The 16,395-nt window shown below is 67.3% G+C and carries 14 protein-coding genes; 10 read left to right on the top strand and 4 right to left on the bottom strand.

Annotated elements, in window-relative coordinates; genetic code table 11:
* Nucleotides 1–97: 97 nt before the first annotated feature.
* The gene (locus CQW49_RS02910; RefSeq protein ID WP_003612414.1) at nucleotides 98–1,909 is read left to right on the top strand and encodes an ABC-F family ATP-binding cassette domain-containing protein; all 1,812 of its coding nucleotides are present in this window, start codon (nucleotides 98–100) and stop codon (nucleotides 1,907–1,909) included.
* Nucleotides 1,910–1,970: 61 nt separating this feature from the next.
* Here the strand turns inward: CQW49_RS02910 and rlmN are convergent, their stop codons facing one another.
* A complete protein-coding gene (gene rlmN / locus CQW49_RS02905) occupies nucleotides 1,971–3,131 on the bottom strand; it encodes a dual-specificity RNA methyltransferase RlmN (protein ID WP_003612416.1) in 1,161 nt (386 codons plus the stop codon).
* 440 nt (nucleotides 3,132–3,571) lie between these two features.
* Nucleotides 3,572–4,444 (bottom strand): methyltransferase domain-containing protein, encoded by an 873-nt coding sequence (locus CQW49_RS02900; protein WP_003612420.1) that lies wholly within the window; start codon nucleotides 4,442–4,444, stop codon nucleotides 3,572–3,574.
* Between the two features lie 204 nt (nucleotides 4,445–4,648).
* On the opposite strand from CQW49_RS02900, the gene CQW49_RS02895 reads away from it, so the two are divergent.
* From CQW49_RS02895 to ppx, 9 genes are all read left to right on the top strand, one after another.
* Nucleotides 4,649–5,212: a L,D-transpeptidase gene (locus CQW49_RS02895; RefSeq protein ID WP_003612422.1), complete on the top strand. Its 564-nt coding sequence runs from the start codon at nucleotides 4,649–4,651 to the stop codon at nucleotides 5,210–5,212.
* 350 nt (nucleotides 5,213–5,562) lie between these two features.
* The gene (locus CQW49_RS02890; protein ID WP_003612425.1) at nucleotides 5,563–6,066 is read left to right on the top strand and encodes a type III secretion system chaperone family protein; all 504 of its coding nucleotides are present in this window, start codon (nucleotides 5,563–5,565) and stop codon (nucleotides 6,064–6,066) included.
* Nucleotides 6,063–6,887 (top strand): pyrroline-5-carboxylate reductase, encoded by an 825-nt coding sequence (gene proC, locus CQW49_RS02885; protein WP_003612427.1) that lies wholly within the window; start codon nucleotides 6,063–6,065, stop codon nucleotides 6,885–6,887. Before CQW49_RS02890 ends, proC begins: the two co-directional genes overlap by 4 nt.
* 112 nt (nucleotides 6,888–6,999) lie before the next feature.
* Nucleotides 7,000–7,797, top strand: coding sequence for a TetR/AcrR family transcriptional regulator (locus CQW49_RS02880; RefSeq protein ID WP_003612429.1), 798 nt, complete (start codon nucleotides 7,000–7,002; stop codon nucleotides 7,795–7,797).
* A gap of 237 nt (nucleotides 7,798–8,034) precedes the next feature.
* Nucleotides 8,035–8,583 (top strand): CDP-alcohol phosphatidyltransferase family protein, encoded by a 549-nt coding sequence (locus CQW49_RS02875; RefSeq protein ID WP_003612431.1) that lies wholly within the window; start codon nucleotides 8,035–8,037, stop codon nucleotides 8,581–8,583.
* A gap of 46 nt (nucleotides 8,584–8,629) precedes the next feature.
* Nucleotides 8,630–9,745, top strand: coding sequence for an AI-2E family transporter (locus tag CQW49_RS02870; RefSeq protein WP_024749327.1), 1,116 nt, complete (start codon nucleotides 8,630–8,632; stop codon nucleotides 9,743–9,745).
* Nucleotides 9,742–10,440, top strand: a complete 699-nt coding sequence (locus CQW49_RS02865; RefSeq protein ID WP_003612437.1) for a P-loop NTPase family protein — start codon at nucleotides 9,742–9,744, stop codon at nucleotides 10,438–10,440. Before CQW49_RS02870 ends, CQW49_RS02865 begins: the two co-directional genes overlap by 4 nt.
* A 95-nt stretch (nucleotides 10,441–10,535) precedes the next feature.
* Nucleotides 10,536–12,770, top strand: coding sequence for an RNA degradosome polyphosphate kinase (locus CQW49_RS02860; RefSeq protein ID WP_003612440.1), 2,235 nt, complete (start codon nucleotides 10,536–10,538; stop codon nucleotides 12,768–12,770).
* A complete protein-coding gene (ppx, locus tag CQW49_RS02855; RefSeq protein ID WP_003612441.1) occupies nucleotides 12,709–14,271 on the top strand; it encodes an exopolyphosphatase in 1,563 nt (520 codons plus the stop codon). Before CQW49_RS02860 ends, ppx begins: the two co-directional genes overlap by 62 nt.
* Nucleotides 14,272–14,273: 2 nt before the next feature.
* On the opposite strand, the gene CQW49_RS02850 is transcribed toward ppx, so the two are convergent.
* Together CQW49_RS02850 and rnd are read right to left on the bottom strand one after the other, a co-directional pair.
* Complete coding sequence (locus CQW49_RS02850) at nucleotides 14,274–14,657, bottom strand: hypothetical protein (RefSeq protein WP_003612444.1); 384 nt, start codon at nucleotides 14,655–14,657, stop codon at nucleotides 14,274–14,276.
* 459 nt (nucleotides 14,658–15,116) lie between these two features.
* Nucleotides 15,117–16,283 (bottom strand): ribonuclease D, encoded by a 1,167-nt coding sequence (rnd, locus tag CQW49_RS02845; protein ID WP_003612446.1) that lies wholly within the window; start codon nucleotides 16,281–16,283, stop codon nucleotides 15,117–15,119.
* Nucleotides 16,284–16,395 lie beyond the last annotated feature (112 nt).

Genomic DNA, 16,395 nt, shown 5'->3' with positions numbered 1-16,395 from the left:
CCTTTTCGTCCCCGCTGGCCTTTGCTCCCACATCCTATAAAACACGGCTCAGCCGAACGCCCGCTGTCGGCCTCGCTCCGCTCACCGCCAAGGACCAATGGCCGCTCCTCCGCTCCTGTCGCTCCAAGCCATCGCGCTCACGCTCGGCGGCAAGCCGCTGCTCGAATCCGCGGACCTCGCCGTCGCGCCGGGCGAGCGCGTCTGCCTCGTCGGCCGCAATGGCTCGGGTAAATCCACGCTGCTGAAGATCGCCGCCGGCGAAGTCGAGGCGGATGGCGGAGCGCGCTTTGTGCAGCCGGGCGCGAGCCTGCGCTATCTGCCGCAGGAGCCCGATCTCTCGCGCTTCGCCACCACGCTCGATTATGTGGTCGAGGGGCTGGGCCCGACCGATGATCCGCATATCGCCAAGGCGCTGCTGCTCGAGCTCGGACTCACCGGCGAGGAAAATCCGCGCCAGCTCTCGGGCGGGGAGGGGCGGCGCGCCGCGCTCGCCCGCGCGCTCGCGCCCGAGCCCGATATTCTGCTGCTCGACGAGCCGACCAATCATCTCGATCTTCCCGCGATTCTCTGGCTCGAGGAGCGGCTCGCCAGTCTGCGTTCGGCGATCGTCGTCATCAGCCATGATCGCCGCTTCCTCGAAAATCTGACGCGCTCCACTGTCTGGCTGGATCGCGGGCGGACGCGCTATCTCTCGCGCGGCTTCAAGGAGTTCGAGGCCTGGCGCGACCGCGAGCTCGAGGAGGAGGAGAAGCAGCAGCACAAGCTCGATCGCAAAATTGTCGAGGAGGAGCATTGGCTGCGCCATGGCGTGACCGGGCGGCGCAAGCGCAATCAGCGCCGGCTCGCCGGCCTCACGGAGCTGCGGGTCGCCCGGCGGCGCCATGTCGGCGCGCAGGGCGATGTGAAGCTCGAGGCCAGCGAGGCGCAGCTCTCCGGCGCTCTGGTGGTCGAGGCGCGGGGCATTGCGAAAACCTTCGGCGAGCGCGTCATCGTCGAGAATTTTTCGACTCGCGTCATGCGCGGCGATCGGCTCGGCCTCGTCGGCGCCAATGGCGCGGGCAAGACGACATTGGTGAAGCTCTTGACCGGCGCGCTGCCGCCCGACAGCGGCCAGGTGAAGCTCGGCGCGTCTCTGGCGATGGCGACGCTCGATCAGAGCCGCGCCAGCCTCGATCCGCAGACGACGCTGAAGGACGCGCTCACCGGCGGCGGCTCGGATTTCGTCGAGATCAATGGCGAGCGCAAGCATGTCATCGGCTATATGCGGGACTTTCTGTTCGCGCCGGAGCAGGCGCGCACGCCGATCGGCAAGCTCTCCGGCGGCGAGCGCGGCCGTCTGCTGCTGGCGCGCGCGCTGGCGCTGCCCTCCAATCTCCTGGTGCTCGACGAACCGACCAATGATCTCGATCTCGAGACATTGGACATGCTCGAGGAAATGCTCGCCGATTATCCGGGAACGCTGATCGTCGTCAGCCATGACCGCGATTTTCTCGACCGCATCGCCACCTCGGTGCTGATGTCGGAAGGGAACGGCCGCTGGATCGAATATGCCGGCGGCTATTCGGACATGCTGGCGCAGCGCGGCGAGGGCGTGCAGGCGCGGACTGCGGCGGCGACGCAGCGCGGGGAGGAAAAGGCGAAGGCGGCGCCCAAGCCGAAGCCCGCCGCGAAGGCGCGCCTCTCATTCGCCGAGCAGCATGCGCTCGCGACCCTGCCGGCGAAGATGGAGGAACTGCGGGGCAAGAAAGAGAAGCTGCAGAAGATCATCGACGATCCGAACCTCTATGCGCGCGACCCGGCGAAATTCGCCGAGGCGACCAAGCTGTTCGCCAAGCTGGAGGCGGAGCTGGCGGCGGCGGAGGAGAGCTGGCTCGAGATCGAGATCAAGCGCGAGGAGATCGAGGGGTAGGGCGCGGGTTCGACGGTTCTGAAGATGCGAGCCTGAAGGCTCGCTCTCTAGAGGCGCGGCTCTATTCCACCGCCAGCCGCGCCCTGGCGCGCAGCTTCTCGGTCTCGCTCTTCAGCTGGCCGCAGGCGGCGAGAATGTCGCGGCCGCGCGGCGTGCGCACCGGGCTCGCATAGCCGGCGTTGAACACGATGTCGGAGAAGCGCTCGATCGTCTCCCAGTCCGAGCATTCATAAGGCGCGCCCGGCCAGGGATTGAAGGGAATGAGGTTGATCTTGGCCGGAATGCCCTTGAGCAGCCGCACCAGCTCGCGCGCCTCGGCCGGGCTGTCGTTCACGCCCTTCAGCATCACATATTCGAAGGTGATGCGACGCGCATTGGACGCGCCGGGATAGTCGCGGCAGGCGTCGAGCAATTGCCGGATCGGATATTTCTTGTTGAGCGGCACCAGCTCGTTGCGCAGCTCGTCGCGCACGGCGTGCAGCGAGATGGCCAGCATCGGCCCGCATTCGGCGCCCAATCGCTCGATCTGCGGCACGACGCCGGAGGTGGAGACGGTGATGCGGCGCTTCGACAGCGACAGCCCGTCGCCGTCCGACAGAATCTCGATGGCGTTCTCGACCTGCTCCAGATTATAGAGCGGCTCGCCCATGCCCATGAAGACGATATTGGAGACGGCGCGCACATCCGGGCCCGAGGGGACGAGCCCGTCCGTCGGGGGCTCGAGGCCGGGGAAGTCGCCGAGGCGCATGCGGGCGACGAGCAGCTGGGCGATGATTTCGCGCGTCGAGAGGTTGCGCACCAGCTTCTGCGTGCCGGTGTGGCAGAAGCTGCAGTTGAGCGTGCAGCCGACCTGGCTCGAAACGCAGAGCGTGCCGCGGTCGCTCTCGGGAATATAGACGCATTCGATCTCCGCGCCTTTGTCGGCGGCGTCGACGGGATCGAGCCGCAGCAGCCATTTGCGCGTGCCGTCGGTCGAGACCTGCTCGGCGACGACCTCCGGCAAAGCGAGGCCGAAGCGCTCGGCCAGCTTGCCGCGCACGATCTTCGAGACATTGGACATATCGGCGAAGTCGCGCGCGCCGCGGAAATAGATCCAATGCCAGAGCTGCGCGACGCGCATGCGGATCTCGCGCTCGGGCGTGTCGATGGCGCGCAGCGCCTCGGCCAGCTCGGCGCGCGTGGCGCCGGCGAGCGAGGGCTTGGCGGCGTCGGATTGCGACATGGCGACCTCATGGATGATTTTTGTCTATAGCACGGTGCGGCCGGCGAATTCTATGGCGCTCTAGAATGCTTTTGTTTGAGCGAATTCCGTTCGATCGGAACGCGCTCGAGCGTCAGTCCTCCCGTGCCGAGTCCGTGCGAAAGAGTGCTTCGACGTCGCGGCCGCCGTGAATGATATGGACGACACAGAGGTGGCTGCTTGGGCTGGGCTCATCGGAGGATGCTGCGATAGTCGCGGAGCGCATCCTCGGCGCTGGAGAAGCGTCCCGCAGCCATCACGTCTCGCACCCAGTCGGCGGCGTCGGACGTCAGCTCGACTTTCATAGCGGGGGCTCCAGGGCGAGCCGGCGTTTCGAAACGATCGGCGGAATGATAAGTCATCGTCGTCGCCGATTAGCGCAACCCGGAAAATTCGAGCGACCGTGGCGGCGAGGCCCTAAGTCACTCTCCCGACGGTCGTTTCAACGCGTCGGCGAGCCGCATCTTCGCCGTGCCGGGCTGCAGCGGCTTCTGCTGGCTCTCATGCGGCGCCCAGCCGGAGAGCCAGACGAACTCGATCGTCGCGCGCACGCGCCCGTCGGGGTCGCTGAAGCGTTCCGCGTAAATTTCGGCGGCGCGCAGCAGCACGGCGCGGCGCAGCGGCTTGCGCGAGCGCTCGACGAGGATATTGGCGGCGCCCATGGCGCGCAGTTCGGACAACAACGCGAACATCGAATCATAGCGCAGCGTGAAGCTGTCGACGTCGGTGACCGGCAGAGCGAAGCCGGCGCGTTGCAGCAGCCCGCCGAGATCGCGCAGATCGACGAAGGGCGACACGCGCGGACTGGCGCCGCCGCAAATCTCCCCCTCCGCCTGAATGAGCGCGGCGCGCAGCTCGATCAGGCTCGCTCCGCCCGGAAAACAGGCCAGAAACAGCCCGTCCGGCGCGAGCATGCGCCGCACTTGCGCGAGCGCTCCGGGCAGATCGTTGACCCATTGCAGGGCGAGGCCGGAGACGACGAGATCGAAGGAGGCGGGGGCGAAGGGTAGGGCCTCCTCCTCGGCGACCACGGCGACGTCGGGCGCCGGCAGAAGCGCCGCGCGCAGGGGCGCTGGCCGCCCGCTCGCGAGGACGGCGGCGGTGAAATGCGGCGCGGGGGAGCAGAGGTCCAGCGAGCGCGGAAAGTCGCGCTTTATGCCGGCGAGCCGGTCGGCGAGATCGTCGGCGGCGCGCAGCATCAGAAAGTCGGGCGCCGCGCCGCGCAGGGCGCGGGCGAGACGTCGGCGCAGCAGGCGGCGATCGAAGATCAGGGGCGTCGGAGGCGGTGTCTCCATGGCCCGTCATGCCTCGAGCGGGCGCTCGCGCGCAAGAGGGAGCGGCGGCGGCGCCCGATTGGCTGTGATCTGACGCACTCGCTTAACCAGTTCTTAGTGTTAAACCATAACCGCAACTGTAGGATCGCGCCTACGTAAGGGTGGCCGTAGCAACACTGCCGCTACATGTCGCACTCAGCGCCACCCTGGAGAAGGTATGGAGCCATGTTGATCTCGTTCGTTCAGCGTTTTTCGCGTATCTCGCGCGCCACGGGGGCGGCGCGCGGCATGATGGCGGGAGCCTCGCTCGCCGCTGGCCTCGTCGCTCTGCCCGGGACGGGCGCGGCGCGCAATGTCGTCGCCTACAATCCCGGCGTGGAGGCGGGCACGGTGGTCATCAGCGCCCGCCAGCGCAGCTTGTTCCTCGTCATGGGCAATGGCACGGCCATCCGCTATCCGGTGGCGGTGCCGAAGTCCGGCAAGGAATGGTCCGGCTACGCTCACATCGACGGCAAATATGTCAATCCGGACTGGGTCCCGCCGACGGTGGTCAAGCGCGACCACCCCGAGCTGCCCGACTTCATTCGTGGCGGCTCGCCGCATAACCCGATGGGCGTGCGGGCGCTGACGCTCGACCGCAACCAGGTGGCGATCCACGGCACCACGCACAAGATGCGCGCCTCGGTCGGCACCGCCGCCTCCTATGGTTGCATCCGCATGCTCAACGAGGATGTGGTCGACCTCTATGAGCGCGTCAATGTCGGAACGACCGTGGTGATGATGCCCTGACCCTTAGCGCGGCGCAGCCCCACGCAAGCCGCGCAGGCGAGACTTATCCTATGTCTTTTGCAGCGCGAAAAGCTTCAGCTTGTGGAAGGGGCGGCTGCGCCAGTAGACCGGCGCGGCCGAATCCACCACTGTGCGGCAAATGACGCCGCAGTCGCGGCGCGCTTCGGTCGATGCTGAAAATCGGCGGCGATTCAAGCGGGTGGAGTATAGTGACCAGGCTCGGGTGATTCGTTTCACCCGGCCCTGTGTCGAGACCAGCGGGAGCCTCGGCTCGCCTGCATGCGTTCAGCGTCGCCGTCCATAAGTGTCCGTCGCCGCGTCAGACGACCCTCACATAGGTTTCGCTCATCATGTTGATCGCACCGGATAAAGACTTCGACCGCCCCCGGCATCCCGTCGACATCGTGGAGCAATTGGCCACCAGCAACGACTGGTCGTTCGATCGCGACGATGAAGACGAGATCTCGATCTCGGTCGCGGGCGGGTGGACCGATTATCATGTGGCCTTCACCTGGCTCGGCGAGCTCGAGACTCTGCATGTGAGCTGCGCTTTCGATCTGCGCGTGCCGGAGCGCCGGCGCGCCGAGGCGCAGTCGCTGATCCGCACCATCAACGAGCAGCTCTGGGTCGGCCATTTCGACTTGTGGCCGAGCGAAGGCGTGGTGATGCATCGCCAGAGCCTGCTGCTCGCCGGCGGCGCGCAGCCCTCGGGCCTGCAATGCGCGGCGCTGCTCGACCGTGCGCTCGAGACCTGCGAGCGCTATTATCAGGCGTTCCAGTTCGTGCTCTGGGCCGGCAAGGGCGCCAAGGAAGCGCTGGAGACCGCGAATTTCGAGACCAAGGGAGAGGCGTGAGCGCTTTTGTCGGATTGCCCGGCTCCATCACCCTGGTCGGGGCCGGAAAAATGGGAGCGGCGCTGCTCCAGGGCTGGGCGGCGCAGGGCCTCTCGGGGGAGGGCGTCGCCATTGTCGAGCCGCAGGCCTCTCGCGAGGTCACGGCGCTCGCGGCTGCGCGCGGCTTCCGGCTCAATCCGCCGACGCGCGCGCCGGCCGAGGCGCTGGTGCTGGCGATCAAGCCGCAGATGCTGGACGCCGTCGCGCCGTCGCTTGTCGCCGACGCCGGTCCCGACACGCTCGTGCTGTCGATTCTCGCCGGCAAGCGCGTCGCCGATCTCGTCGCCCGCCTGCCGGCGGCGAAGATGATCGTGCGCGCGATGCCCAACACGCCGGCTTCGATCGGTCGCGGCATTTCCGGCGCTTTCGCTTGTCCCGCGGTCGACGACGGGCGGCGCGGGCTCGCTTCGGCGCTGCTCGGCGCTGTCGGCGAGGTGGAATGGATCGAGAGCGAGGCGCTGATCGATGCGGTGACCGCCGTCTCCGGCTCCGGCCCGGCCTATGTGTTCCATTTCGTCGAATGTCTCACCAAGGCCGGCGTCGAGGCCGGCCTGCCCGAGGAAATCGCGGCGCGTCTCGCGCGCGCCACGGTCGCCGGCGCCGGCGAATTGCTGCGGCAGAGCGGGGACCTCTCGCCCGCGACCTTGCGGGAAAATGTCACCTCGCCCGGCGGCACCACGGCGGCGGCCCTGGCTGTTCTGATGGCTGAGGACGGGCTCGCGCCGCTCCTCGCTCGCGCCGTGGCGGCGGCGCGGCGGCGCGCCGAGGAATTGTCCGGCTGATGCGGCGCGCAATTTTCCGCGCCCGCCGAGCGAGAGCAGGCTTCCGATTTGGCGAAAACGCTCTAGATTAACCAAGTTACGTATAGTCGCGAGCGGAGCTCAGGAGGCGGCGATGACGACGAACGACAAAACCACCGACACGGGGGCCGAGACCAAATCGGCGAACGGCTCGATGCGCGACAGGATCGTCGAGGCGCTGATGCGGCTCGCCGGGCGGCGCGCCTTCGAGGATATAGCGATCGCCGACATCGCCCATGAGGCTGGCGTCTCGCTCGCCGATTTCCGCGATTGCTTCCCGTCCAAGGGCGCGGTGCTGGCGTCCTTCTCGCGCAAGATCGACCGGCAGGTGCTGGAGGATTTTTCCGGCCGCTACGCCGCCGAGCCGGCCAAGGAGCGGCTCTATGACGTGCTGCTGCGCCGGCTCGAGGCGCTGGAGCCCTATCGCAACGCGCTGGAGGCGATCTCGCAATGGGCGTCGACCGATCCGCTGGCGGCGGCGGCGCTCAATCGCGAGACCGTCAATTCGATGCGCTTCATGCTCGAGGCGGCCGACATCGACAGCGAAGGCGCGCTCGGCGCCCTGAAGCTGCAGGGCCTCGCCATCGCCTGGTGGCGCGTGCTCGGCGTCTGGTTCGAGGACAGCGACGTCGATCTCTGCCGCACCAAGGCGGCGCTCGACCGCGAGCTGTCGCGCAGCGAGGCGGTGATCGAGCGGATCGAGGATGTGACGCGGCTCACCTCGCCGCTGCGCACTCTGGCCCGCGCCGTGTTCCGCGGCGTGACCGGCCGCCGTCGCCACGGACGCCACCACATGCGCGACCGCGACGAGGACCTCGATGAGGATTACGAGGAGGCGCGCCGCCGTCATCACCACGCCGAGCGCCACCATCAGGACGACGCGACAGCGTAAGGCGGTTTCTCCCTTCTCCCGCTCGCGGGAGAAGGTGGCCCGACGAAGTCGGGTCGGATGAGGGTCCATCCGAACTCGGCGTTTTCCTTCGAGCCGCGTTCTCGTCGGGACCCTCATCCGACCCCGCTTCGCGGGGCCGCCTTCTCCCACGAGTAGGAGAAGGATGCGTCGTTCTTTCGGATATTCCGCACTCGTCGCCCTCATGACATTCTCCGCGCACGTCCCAGATAAGGGAGCATGCGCTCCCTCTATTTCCGCTGGCTGCCCAATTTCATCACCATCGGCCGCTTCGTGCTGACTCCGGCGGCGATCGATATGATCGTCACAGAGAACTGGCCGGCCGCCTTCGGCGTCTTCGTCCTCGCCGGCGCCTCGGACGCTCTCGACGGCTGGCTGGCCAAGCGCTTCGATCTGCGCACCGAGCTCGGCGCTCTGCTCGATCCGCTCGCCGACAAGGCGCTCATCGTCTCCATTTATGCGACGCTCGCCCTCGTCGGCGTGCTGCCGTCCTGGCTCGCTCTGCTGGTGATCTCGCGCGATGTGCTGATCATCGGCGCGGTCGCCGTGTCCTGGCTGCTGCAGCGGCGGATCGATCTTTCGCCGCTGCCTGTTTCGAAGGCGACGACGGCGGCGCAGCTCGCTCTTGCCGCGCTCGTGCTCGCGACCAGAGCCTTCGCGTTTCCGCTCGATGAGGCCGTTCTCACGCTGTCAGTCGCCGTCTCGGCATTGACCGTGGTTTCCGCCGCCGTCTATCTGTGGAGATGGATCAGGAACATGGGACCGTGAGATGGCGGAGCGTCAGGCGCGCGGAGCGCGTGCGAGTGTCGCGGGGATGACGCTCGAGCGTCAGCTCGCATTCTGGGCGGCGGCGATCGCGCTCTTCCTGTTGTTCGTCTACACGGTCAGCGCCGTGCTCGCGCCTTTCGTCGCAGGGCTCGCGCTCGGCTATCTGCTCGATCCGGTCGCCGATCGCCTGCAGCGGGCCGGTTTCTCGCGGCTCGGCGCCTCACTGTGCATTCTGACCGTTTTTCTATCGATCGTCACCGCGGTCGTTTTCTTCGCCGCGCCGATTCTGACGCATCAGCTCTCGGATTTCGTCGTGAGCCTGCCCGGCTATCTGACGACCCTTCAAGGGCTGATCGCCCGGATCTCGCGCGAGGCGACGGGCGATTTCGCGCGCAGCGTCTATGAGAAGCTCGGGCTCTCGACGGCCGACGCGCCCTCCGAGGTCCAGAAATATGTGAACGACATCACCGCCGAGGCGACGCGGATGGCCGCCGCCTTCGTGAAATCGCTGGTCTCCGGCGGGGCGGCGCTGGTCAATATGGCGGCGCTCGTCGTCATTACGCCGGTCGTCGCCTTTTATATTCTGCTCGACTGGGACAATATGGTCGCGACCTTGGACCAGCTCGTGCCGCCGCGCCATCGCGAGGACATTCGCTTCATCGCGCGCGGCATCGACAGGGCGCTCGCCGGCTTCGTGCGCGGTCAGGCGTTGGTGTGCCTGTTTCTCGGCCTATGGTACAGCATCGGCCTGTCGCTGCTCGGCGTCAATTTCGGCTTTCTGATCGGCGTTTCCGCGGGGATATTGAGCTTCGTGCCTTATGTCGGATCGATCACCGCCTTCGTCCTGTCGATCGTCGTCGCGACGGTGCAGGGCTGGCCGGACTGGAGCCTGCCGGCCGAGGCGGTCGCGCTGGTCTGCGCGGGCCTCTTCCTCGACGGCAATGTTCTGTCGCCGCGGCTCGTCGGCGGCTCCATCGGCGTGCATCCGGTGTGGCTGATGTTCGCGCTGCTGGCCGCCGGCTCGCTGTTCGGCTTCACCGGCATGCTGCTCGCCGCGCCGGCGGCGGCGGCGGTCGGCGTCGTGCTGCGCTTTCTGGTGAGCCGCTACCGGCGCAGCAGCTTTTTTCTCGGCGCCGAGGCGCCGCGCGCGGAGGGGTCATGACCGAGGCGGACGAGCTCGCGCGCCGCCGCGCCGGACAATTGCCGCTCGATCTCGCCGGCGCGCCGCGCTTCGAGGCGGAGGCCTTTCTCGTCTCGCCCTGCAATCGCGCGGCTTTCGAAATGATCTCGCGATGGCCCGACTGGCCCGATCCCGCACTGTTGCTGCTCGGTCCCGCGGGGGCGGGCAAGAGCCATCTTTGCGCCATCTTCGCGCAGCGCAGCGACGCTTTGTTTGTCGACCCTTCCGACCTCATGACCCCGCAGCGCCTCGCCGCCTCGCCGCCGCGCGCCGCCATTGTCGACGGGCTCGACGCGGTCGAGGACGAGACAGCCTTGTTTCATCTGATGAATTTCTTACGTGAGAGTGGCGCGAGCCTGCTTCTCTGCGGCCGTCGGCCGCCCTCCGGCGAAACCGTCGCGCTGCCGGATCTGTTGTCGCGTTTACGTCGTGCGCCTGTCGTAGAGATCGGCGCGCCGGATGATGATCTGATTCGCGCCGTGCTGGAGAAGCTTTTGCGCGACCGGCAGCTCCTGGTCGACCCTGGGCTCGTCGACTATCTCGCGCTGCGGCTCGAGCGCTCGCTGGACGCAGCGCGCGCCTTCGTGCGGCTGCTCGACGAGGAGGCTCTGGCGCGCGGACGGAGGGTGACGCGCGCGCTCGCGGGCGAGCTGCTCGAAGCGCTGCGGTCGTCATGAGCAGCGAAGCTGATGGCGCAGGTTCCGAAGGCGCGCTTCTCCGGGCGGTGAAGAGCAAGGCAAGATCGGGCCGACGCGACGGAAAGAGACAGAGCATGACGAAGCATATTCAGGACGATCTCGAGGCGGGCCGCACAGGCGCGGACATTCCGGTGATGGATCAGCCGGGCGATCTGCTGCTGCGGCCCGATGAGCTCGCCTCGCTGCCGCAGCGCTTCATCAATCGCGAATTGTCCTGGCTCGAGTTCAATCGCCGCGTGCTGGAGGAGGCGTCGAACCGCAGCCATCCGCTGCTCGAGCAGCTGCGCTTCCTGTCGATCTCCGCCAATAATCTCGACGAATTCTACATGGTGCGCGTCGCCGGCCTGCGCGGACAGGTGCGAGAAGGGCTGACGACGCCGTCGCAGGACGGGCTGACGCCCGCCGAGCAGCTGGTCAAGATCAAGGAGCGCGTCGCTCTGCTCACCGCCGAGCAGTCGCGGCGCTGGCGCGAATTGCGCGGCGAGATCGAGGATGTCGGCATCGTCATCGTCGAGCCCGGCAATTTGTCGAAGCCCGATCGCGATTGGCTCGACGAGCATTTCATGGCGCGCGTCTTCCCGGTGCTGACGCCGCTCGCCATCGACCCGGCGCATCCTTTCCCCTTCATCCCCAATCTCGCCTTCACGCTGGCGCTGGAGCTGGTGCGGCCGGGCGACCGCAAGATGCTGCATGCGCTGGTGCGCCTGCCGCAGAAGATCGAACGTTTCGTGCGGCTGCCGAGCGCGCAAGGGACGGGGCAGGGGCGCGAGCGCTTCATGCTGCTGGAGACGCTGATCGCGATGAACGCGCAGAGGCTGTTCCCCGGCTATCAATTACGCGGGCAGGGCATTTTCCGCCTCATTCGCGACAGCGACCTCGAGGTGGAGGAAGAGGCCGAGGATCTCGTGCGCCTGTTCGAGACGGCGCTGAAGCGGCGCCGCCGCGGGCTGGTGATTCGTCTCGAGGTCGCCTCCGACATGCCGGAGACCCTGCGCACTCTGGTCGCCGAGGAGCTCGACGTCACCGAGGACGAGGTGTTCTCGCTCGACGGCATGCTGGCGCTGAACGACCTTTCCGAGCTCGTCGCGCTCGATCGTCCAGATCTCAAGTTCAAGCCCTATAATCCGCGCTTTCCCGAGCGCGTGCGCGACAATGGCGGCGATTGCTTCCTCGCCATCAAGCAGAAGGACCTCTGCGTCCATCACCCTTACGAGACCTTCGACGTCGTCGTGCAGTTCCTGCAGCAGGCGGCGCGCGACCCCAATGTGGTCGCCATCAAGCAGACGCTCTATCGCACCTCTTCGAACAGCCCGATCGTGCGCGCGCTGATCGAGGCGGCGGAGGCCGGCAAATCGGTGACGGCGCTGGTCGAGCTGAAGGCGCGCTTCGACGAGGAGGCCAATATTCGCTGGGCGCGCGATCTGGAGCGCGCCGGCGCCCAGGTCGTGTTCGGCTTCATCGAGCTCAAGACTCACGGCAAGCTGTCGATGGTGGTGCGGCGCGAGAGCGGCGGCATCGCCACTTATTGTCATATCGGCACCGGCAACTACCATCCGGTGACGGCGCGCATCTATACCGACATCTCGCTGTTCACCGCCGATCCGGCGATCGCCCGCGACGTTGCGCGCATCTTCAATTACATCACCGGCTATGCGGAGCCCGCCGGGCTGGAGCGCATGGCGGTCTCGCCGATCTCGCTCAAGACGCGGCTGCTCGAGCATATCGAGCAGGAGATCGGCTTCGCCAGGGCCGGCAAGCCCGCGGCGATCTGGGGCAAATGCAACGCCCTCGTCGATCCCGAGATCATCGACGCGCTCTATCACGCCTCGCAGGCGGGCGTGGCGGTCGAGTTCATCGTGCGCGGCATCTGCTGCCTGAGGCCCGGCGTGCCGGGGCTGTCGGATAATATCCGCGTCAAATCGATCGTCGGGCGCTTCCTCGAGCACGCCCGCGTCTACGCCTTCGGCGGCGGCCATGCGCTGCCGCACGCCAAGGCCCATGTCTATATCTCCTCGGCCGATCTGATGCCGCGCAATCTCGACCGGCGCGTCGAGGTGCTGATGCCGATCACCAATCCGACCGTGCATCAGCAGGTGCTGGACCAGATCATGCTGGCCAATCTCATCGACAACGAACAGAGCTACCGCGTCTTGCCGGATGGCTCGTCGTTACGCATAACTCCCCCGGAGGGCGAAGAGCGATTCAACGCCCATAAATACTTCATGACCAACCCGAGTCTCTCCGGCCGTGGCAAGTCTCTCAAGGAATGGCGCCCTCGCTCGCTCCTCAAGCCCAAGGACGAGGGCTGAGGCGAGCGCGGACGCGGCGGCCGCGCCGGTCGCCATCGTCGATATCGGCTCCAATTCGGTGCGCCTCGTCGCCTATGCGGCGCTCGAACGCGCGCTGACGCCGATCTTCAACGAAAAAGTCATGTGCGGCCTCGGCCGCGGCGTCGTCACCACGGGCCGCCTGCCCGAGGATGCGATGCGCAAGGCGCTGCAGGCGCTGCGCCGCTTCCGCGCTCTCTGCGAGATCATGGAGATTTGCGACGTCGAGGTGATCGCCACCGCGGCGGCGCGCGACGCCGTCAATGGCGCCGCTTTCCTCGACGGCGCGCGCGCGGCGATCGGCCATGAGATCTCGCTGCTCTCCGGCGGGCGTGAGGCCGAATTGTCGGCGCTCGGCGTGATGTCGGCCATTCACGAGCCCGACGGCGTCGTCGGCGATCTCGGCGGCGGCTCGCTGGAGCTGATCGAAGTCCATGGCGGGAGCATGGGAAGGGGCGTCACCCTGCCGCTCGGGGGCCTCGCGCTGATGGACGCCTCCAGCCGCTCCACCCGTCACGCCGTTCGCATCGCCCGCAAGGCGATCGAGGAGACACAGACGCTCGCGAAGCTGCGCGGCCGGGCCTTCTATGCGGTCGGCGGGACCTGGCGCGCGCTGGCGCGGCTGCATATGCGCCAGCACAATTATCCGCTGGATGTGATGCATAATTATCGCATCCCGGCCGATGACGCGGCCGAATTCGCCAACCTGCTGGAGCGCGTCGACAGCGAGGCGCTGGCCGACATCGCCTCGGTCTCGGCGGCGCGGCGCCCGCTGCTCGCCTATGGCGCGATCGTGCTCGACGAGGTGATTCGCCGGGCCAAGCCCAAGGAAGTGGTGATTTCCGCCGCCGGCGTGCGCGAGGGGCTGTTGTTCGAACGCCTCTCAGAAGAGGCGCGGGCCGCCGACCCGCTGGTGCTCGCCGCGCGCGAGCTGGAGCAGGCGATGGCGCGCGCGCCGGGATATGGCGACGAGCTGGTCGCCTGGACCGACGCGCTGATCGCTTCTTCGGGCCTCGATGAGACGCGCGAGGAAACGCGGCTGCGTCACGCGGCCTGCCTGCTGTCGGATGTGAGCTGGCGCGCCCATCCCGATTATCGCGCCAGCCAGTCGATGAATGTGATCACCAATTCCGCCTTCGTGGCGGTCGACCATCCGGGCCGCGCGTTTCTCGCTCTGGTCGCGGTGCTGCGCCATGCGGGGCCGGACAGCGAGGGCGCGCTGCCGGTGCGCGGGCTGTTGACGACGCGCCTGCTCGAGCGGGCGCGGCTGCTTTCGGCGGCGCTGCGCGTCGCCTATCTCTTGTCGGCGGCGATGCCCGGCGTGCTGCCGCGCACGCCGCTCCGCATGGGCGATGGGCGATTGGCGCTCGGCCTGCCGGATGAATTCGCCGAGCTCGCCAGCGAAAGGCTGACGAGCCGCACCAAGGCGCTGGCCCGTCTGCTGGGCGCCGAGGCGGCGATCGAGGCCGCGGCGCCCGTTTGAGGTCAGTCGACGACGCGGCGGTTGCGGTCGATCGCGGTCACCGTCATGGCTTGCCCATCGGACGCGCAGGCGAATCGGAGCGTCTGGCCGACCGCAGTGTCGATTTGCGCCGATTTGCCGCTGTCGATCGGCGCCACGAGCCGCGTGGTCGCGGTCGCGGGCGTCGCCTGCTCGAGGCTGGCGGCGTCGGCGATCATCAGCGTCAGCCGGCAAGCGCCGCCGGAGCCGATGAAATAGCCGACCATATGTTTGGGCCCGGCGTCGATGCTCGCGGCCGCGAGCGGCTTCAGTGTGACGGCGGGCTCGGCGCGCAGGGGCGCGCCCGCGAGGCCGAGCGCGGCGGCGCCGAGGGCCAGAGCGAAAATGCGGTCTCCTGCAGTCTTCATGATGTCGTCCTTCCAAGTTCGCTGGGCGATGGACGTCGCCCGGCGCAGCGCCGTCTTGCGACTAGTGCGCTGCAACATGCGTTTATGTTGCGCCGCAAACGCCGTAAATCAAGGCGCGCATTGTCGCACCGGCCTTCCTATAGAACCATTTGAAAATGCAATATCTTGTCGTGGAAATGACGCATTTTGCGCCGCAATAAGGGTGGGTCGAGGCGCGCAGCCGGGTTGGGCGTATCCCACCCTTGCCCACCTACTCAGGTAGGTCGATTTTCTGGCGTCGGTTTTGGAGATTTCCACCTTTCGGGCGGGAGCTCGAAGGTGCTGAAAGAGCGAGCCTGAAGGTTCGCGGTCCAAGCGCGGGCCCTGGACCGCGAGCCTTCAGGCTCGCTCTTTTTCATCCACGTCGAATAGACCGAGTCGGGCCCGCTAGAGAGAATTCTGGTTGATCGGAAAGCGCTTCTAGCGGGTCGGCTCGTCCTGCTCCAGCCAGTCGAGCGTGACGACTTTTCCCCGCTCGACCGCGAGGGCGAGCCGTCCGGCTTTCAGCTGCAGCGCCTTTTCGCCGAAAATGGCGCGCCGCCAGCCGGAGAGGGCCGGCACATCCGCCGCGTCGTCGCCGGCGATGGCCTCGAGGTCCTCGACCGTGGCGATCATTTTGGTGGCGACGCCGGTTTCCTCCGCCACCTGTCGGAGCAGCACCTTGAGCAGCTCGACCGTCGCGCCGTTGCCGCTGCGCCGCTCGCGCTCGATGCGCGGCAGAGCGGCGGGATCGCGGGCGAGGCCGCGCTCGACCGCAGCGACGATGTCGGCGCCCGAGCGCGAGCGCTCGAGCCCGCGCGGGAAGGCGCGCAGCTCGCCGAGCGCCTCCTGGCTGCGCGGCGCGGCCAACGCGATCTCGACCAGCATGTCGTCCTTCAGCACGCGCGCGCGCGGCACGTCGCGGCTCTGCGCCTCGGCCTCGCGCCAGGCGGCGAGCTCCATCAGCACGGCGAGATCGCGCGGCTTGCGCACGCGGTGGCGCAGCCGCTCCCAGGCGTTCTCCGGGCTCTGCTCATAGGTCTCGGGCGAGGTCAGCGTGCGCATCTCGTCGACGAGCCAGTCGAGCCGGTTGGAGCGCTCGAGCCGCTGGCGCAGATGCGTGTAGATCTGCCGCAGATGCGTGACGTCGGCGATCGCGTAATCGATCTGCGCCACGGACAGCGGCCGCTTCGACCAATCGGTGAAGCGGGAGGATTTGTCGAGGCTCTCCTTGGCGATAGCCTTGACCAGCTCGACATAGGAGGCCTGATCGCCGAAGCCGCAGACCATGGCTGCGACCTGGGTGTCGAACAAGGGAGTCGGGATGAGCCGGGCGAGGCGCCAGATAATCTCGAGGTCCTGGCGCGCGGCGTGGAACACTTTGACGACGCTCGCGTCGGCCATCAGCTCGAAGAAAGGCGAGAGGTCGAGGCCTTCGGCGAGCGTGTCGACGGCGAAGGCCTCCTCCGGCGAAGCGAGCTGAATGACGCAGACCTTCGGCCAGAAGGTCGTCTCGCGCAAAAACTCCGTGTCGACGGTCACGAAAGGATGGCGGGAGAGGCGGGCGCAGGCCGCTGCGAGATCTTCGGTCGAGGTCAAGAGGCTCATCGATTTCTGTCTTAGAATAATTTTGCGCCGATCTGAAGAGTCTTGGCGCGCCTTTCGCCCGAATTGGGCATTCAATTCGCTGATTTCCAACAGCCACGTCGCAGCCGGGGGC

The sequence above is a fragment of the Methylosinus trichosporium OB3b genome (assembly GCF_002752655.1).
In the GTDB taxonomy this organism is placed as follows: Bacteria; Pseudomonadota; Alphaproteobacteria; order Rhizobiales; family Beijerinckiaceae; genus Methylosinus; species Methylosinus trichosporium.
This window is presented reverse-complemented; position numbering and strand designations above follow the sequence as displayed.

What these genes read in the sequence shown, in the direction of transcription:
- CQW49_RS02910 (WP_003612414.1), top strand. Translation starts at nt 98, where the DNA reads ATGGCCGCTCCTCCGCTCCTGTCGCTCCAAGCCATCGCGCTCACGCTC.
- rlmN (WP_003612416.1), bottom strand. Translation starts at nt 3,131, where the DNA reads ATGTCGCAATCCGACGCCGCCAAGCCCTCGCTCGCCGGCGCCACGCGC.
- CQW49_RS02900 (WP_003612420.1), bottom strand. Translation starts at nt 4,444, where the DNA reads ATGGAGACACCGCCTCCGACGCCCCTGATCTTCGATCGCCGCCTGCTG.
- CQW49_RS02895 (WP_003612422.1), top strand. Translation starts at nt 4,649, where the DNA reads ATGTTGATCTCGTTCGTTCAGCGTTTTTCGCGTATCTCGCGCGCCACG.
- CQW49_RS02890 (WP_003612425.1), top strand. Translation starts at nt 5,563, where the DNA reads ATGTTGATCGCACCGGATAAAGACTTCGACCGCCCCCGGCATCCCGTC.
- CQW49_RS02880 (WP_003612429.1), top strand. Translation starts at nt 7,000, where the DNA reads ATGACGACGAACGACAAAACCACCGACACGGGGGCCGAGACCAAATCG.
- CQW49_RS02875 (WP_003612431.1), top strand. Translation starts at nt 8,035, where the DNA reads ATGCGCTCCCTCTATTTCCGCTGGCTGCCCAATTTCATCACCATCGGC.
- CQW49_RS02870 (WP_024749327.1), top strand. Translation starts at nt 8,630, where the DNA reads ATGACGCTCGAGCGTCAGCTCGCATTCTGGGCGGCGGCGATCGCGCTC.
- CQW49_RS02865 (WP_003612437.1), top strand. Translation starts at nt 9,742, where the DNA reads ATGACCGAGGCGGACGAGCTCGCGCGCCGCCGCGCCGGACAATTGCCG.
- CQW49_RS02860 (WP_003612440.1), top strand. Translation starts at nt 10,536, where the DNA reads ATGACGAAGCATATTCAGGACGATCTCGAGGCGGGCCGCACAGGCGCG.
- CQW49_RS02850 (WP_003612444.1), bottom strand. Translation starts at nt 14,657, where the DNA reads ATGAAGACTGCAGGAGACCGCATTTTCGCTCTGGCCCTCGGCGCCGCC.
- rnd (WP_003612446.1), bottom strand. Translation starts at nt 16,283, where the DNA reads ATGAGCCTCTTGACCTCGACCGAAGATCTCGCAGCGGCCTGCGCCCGC.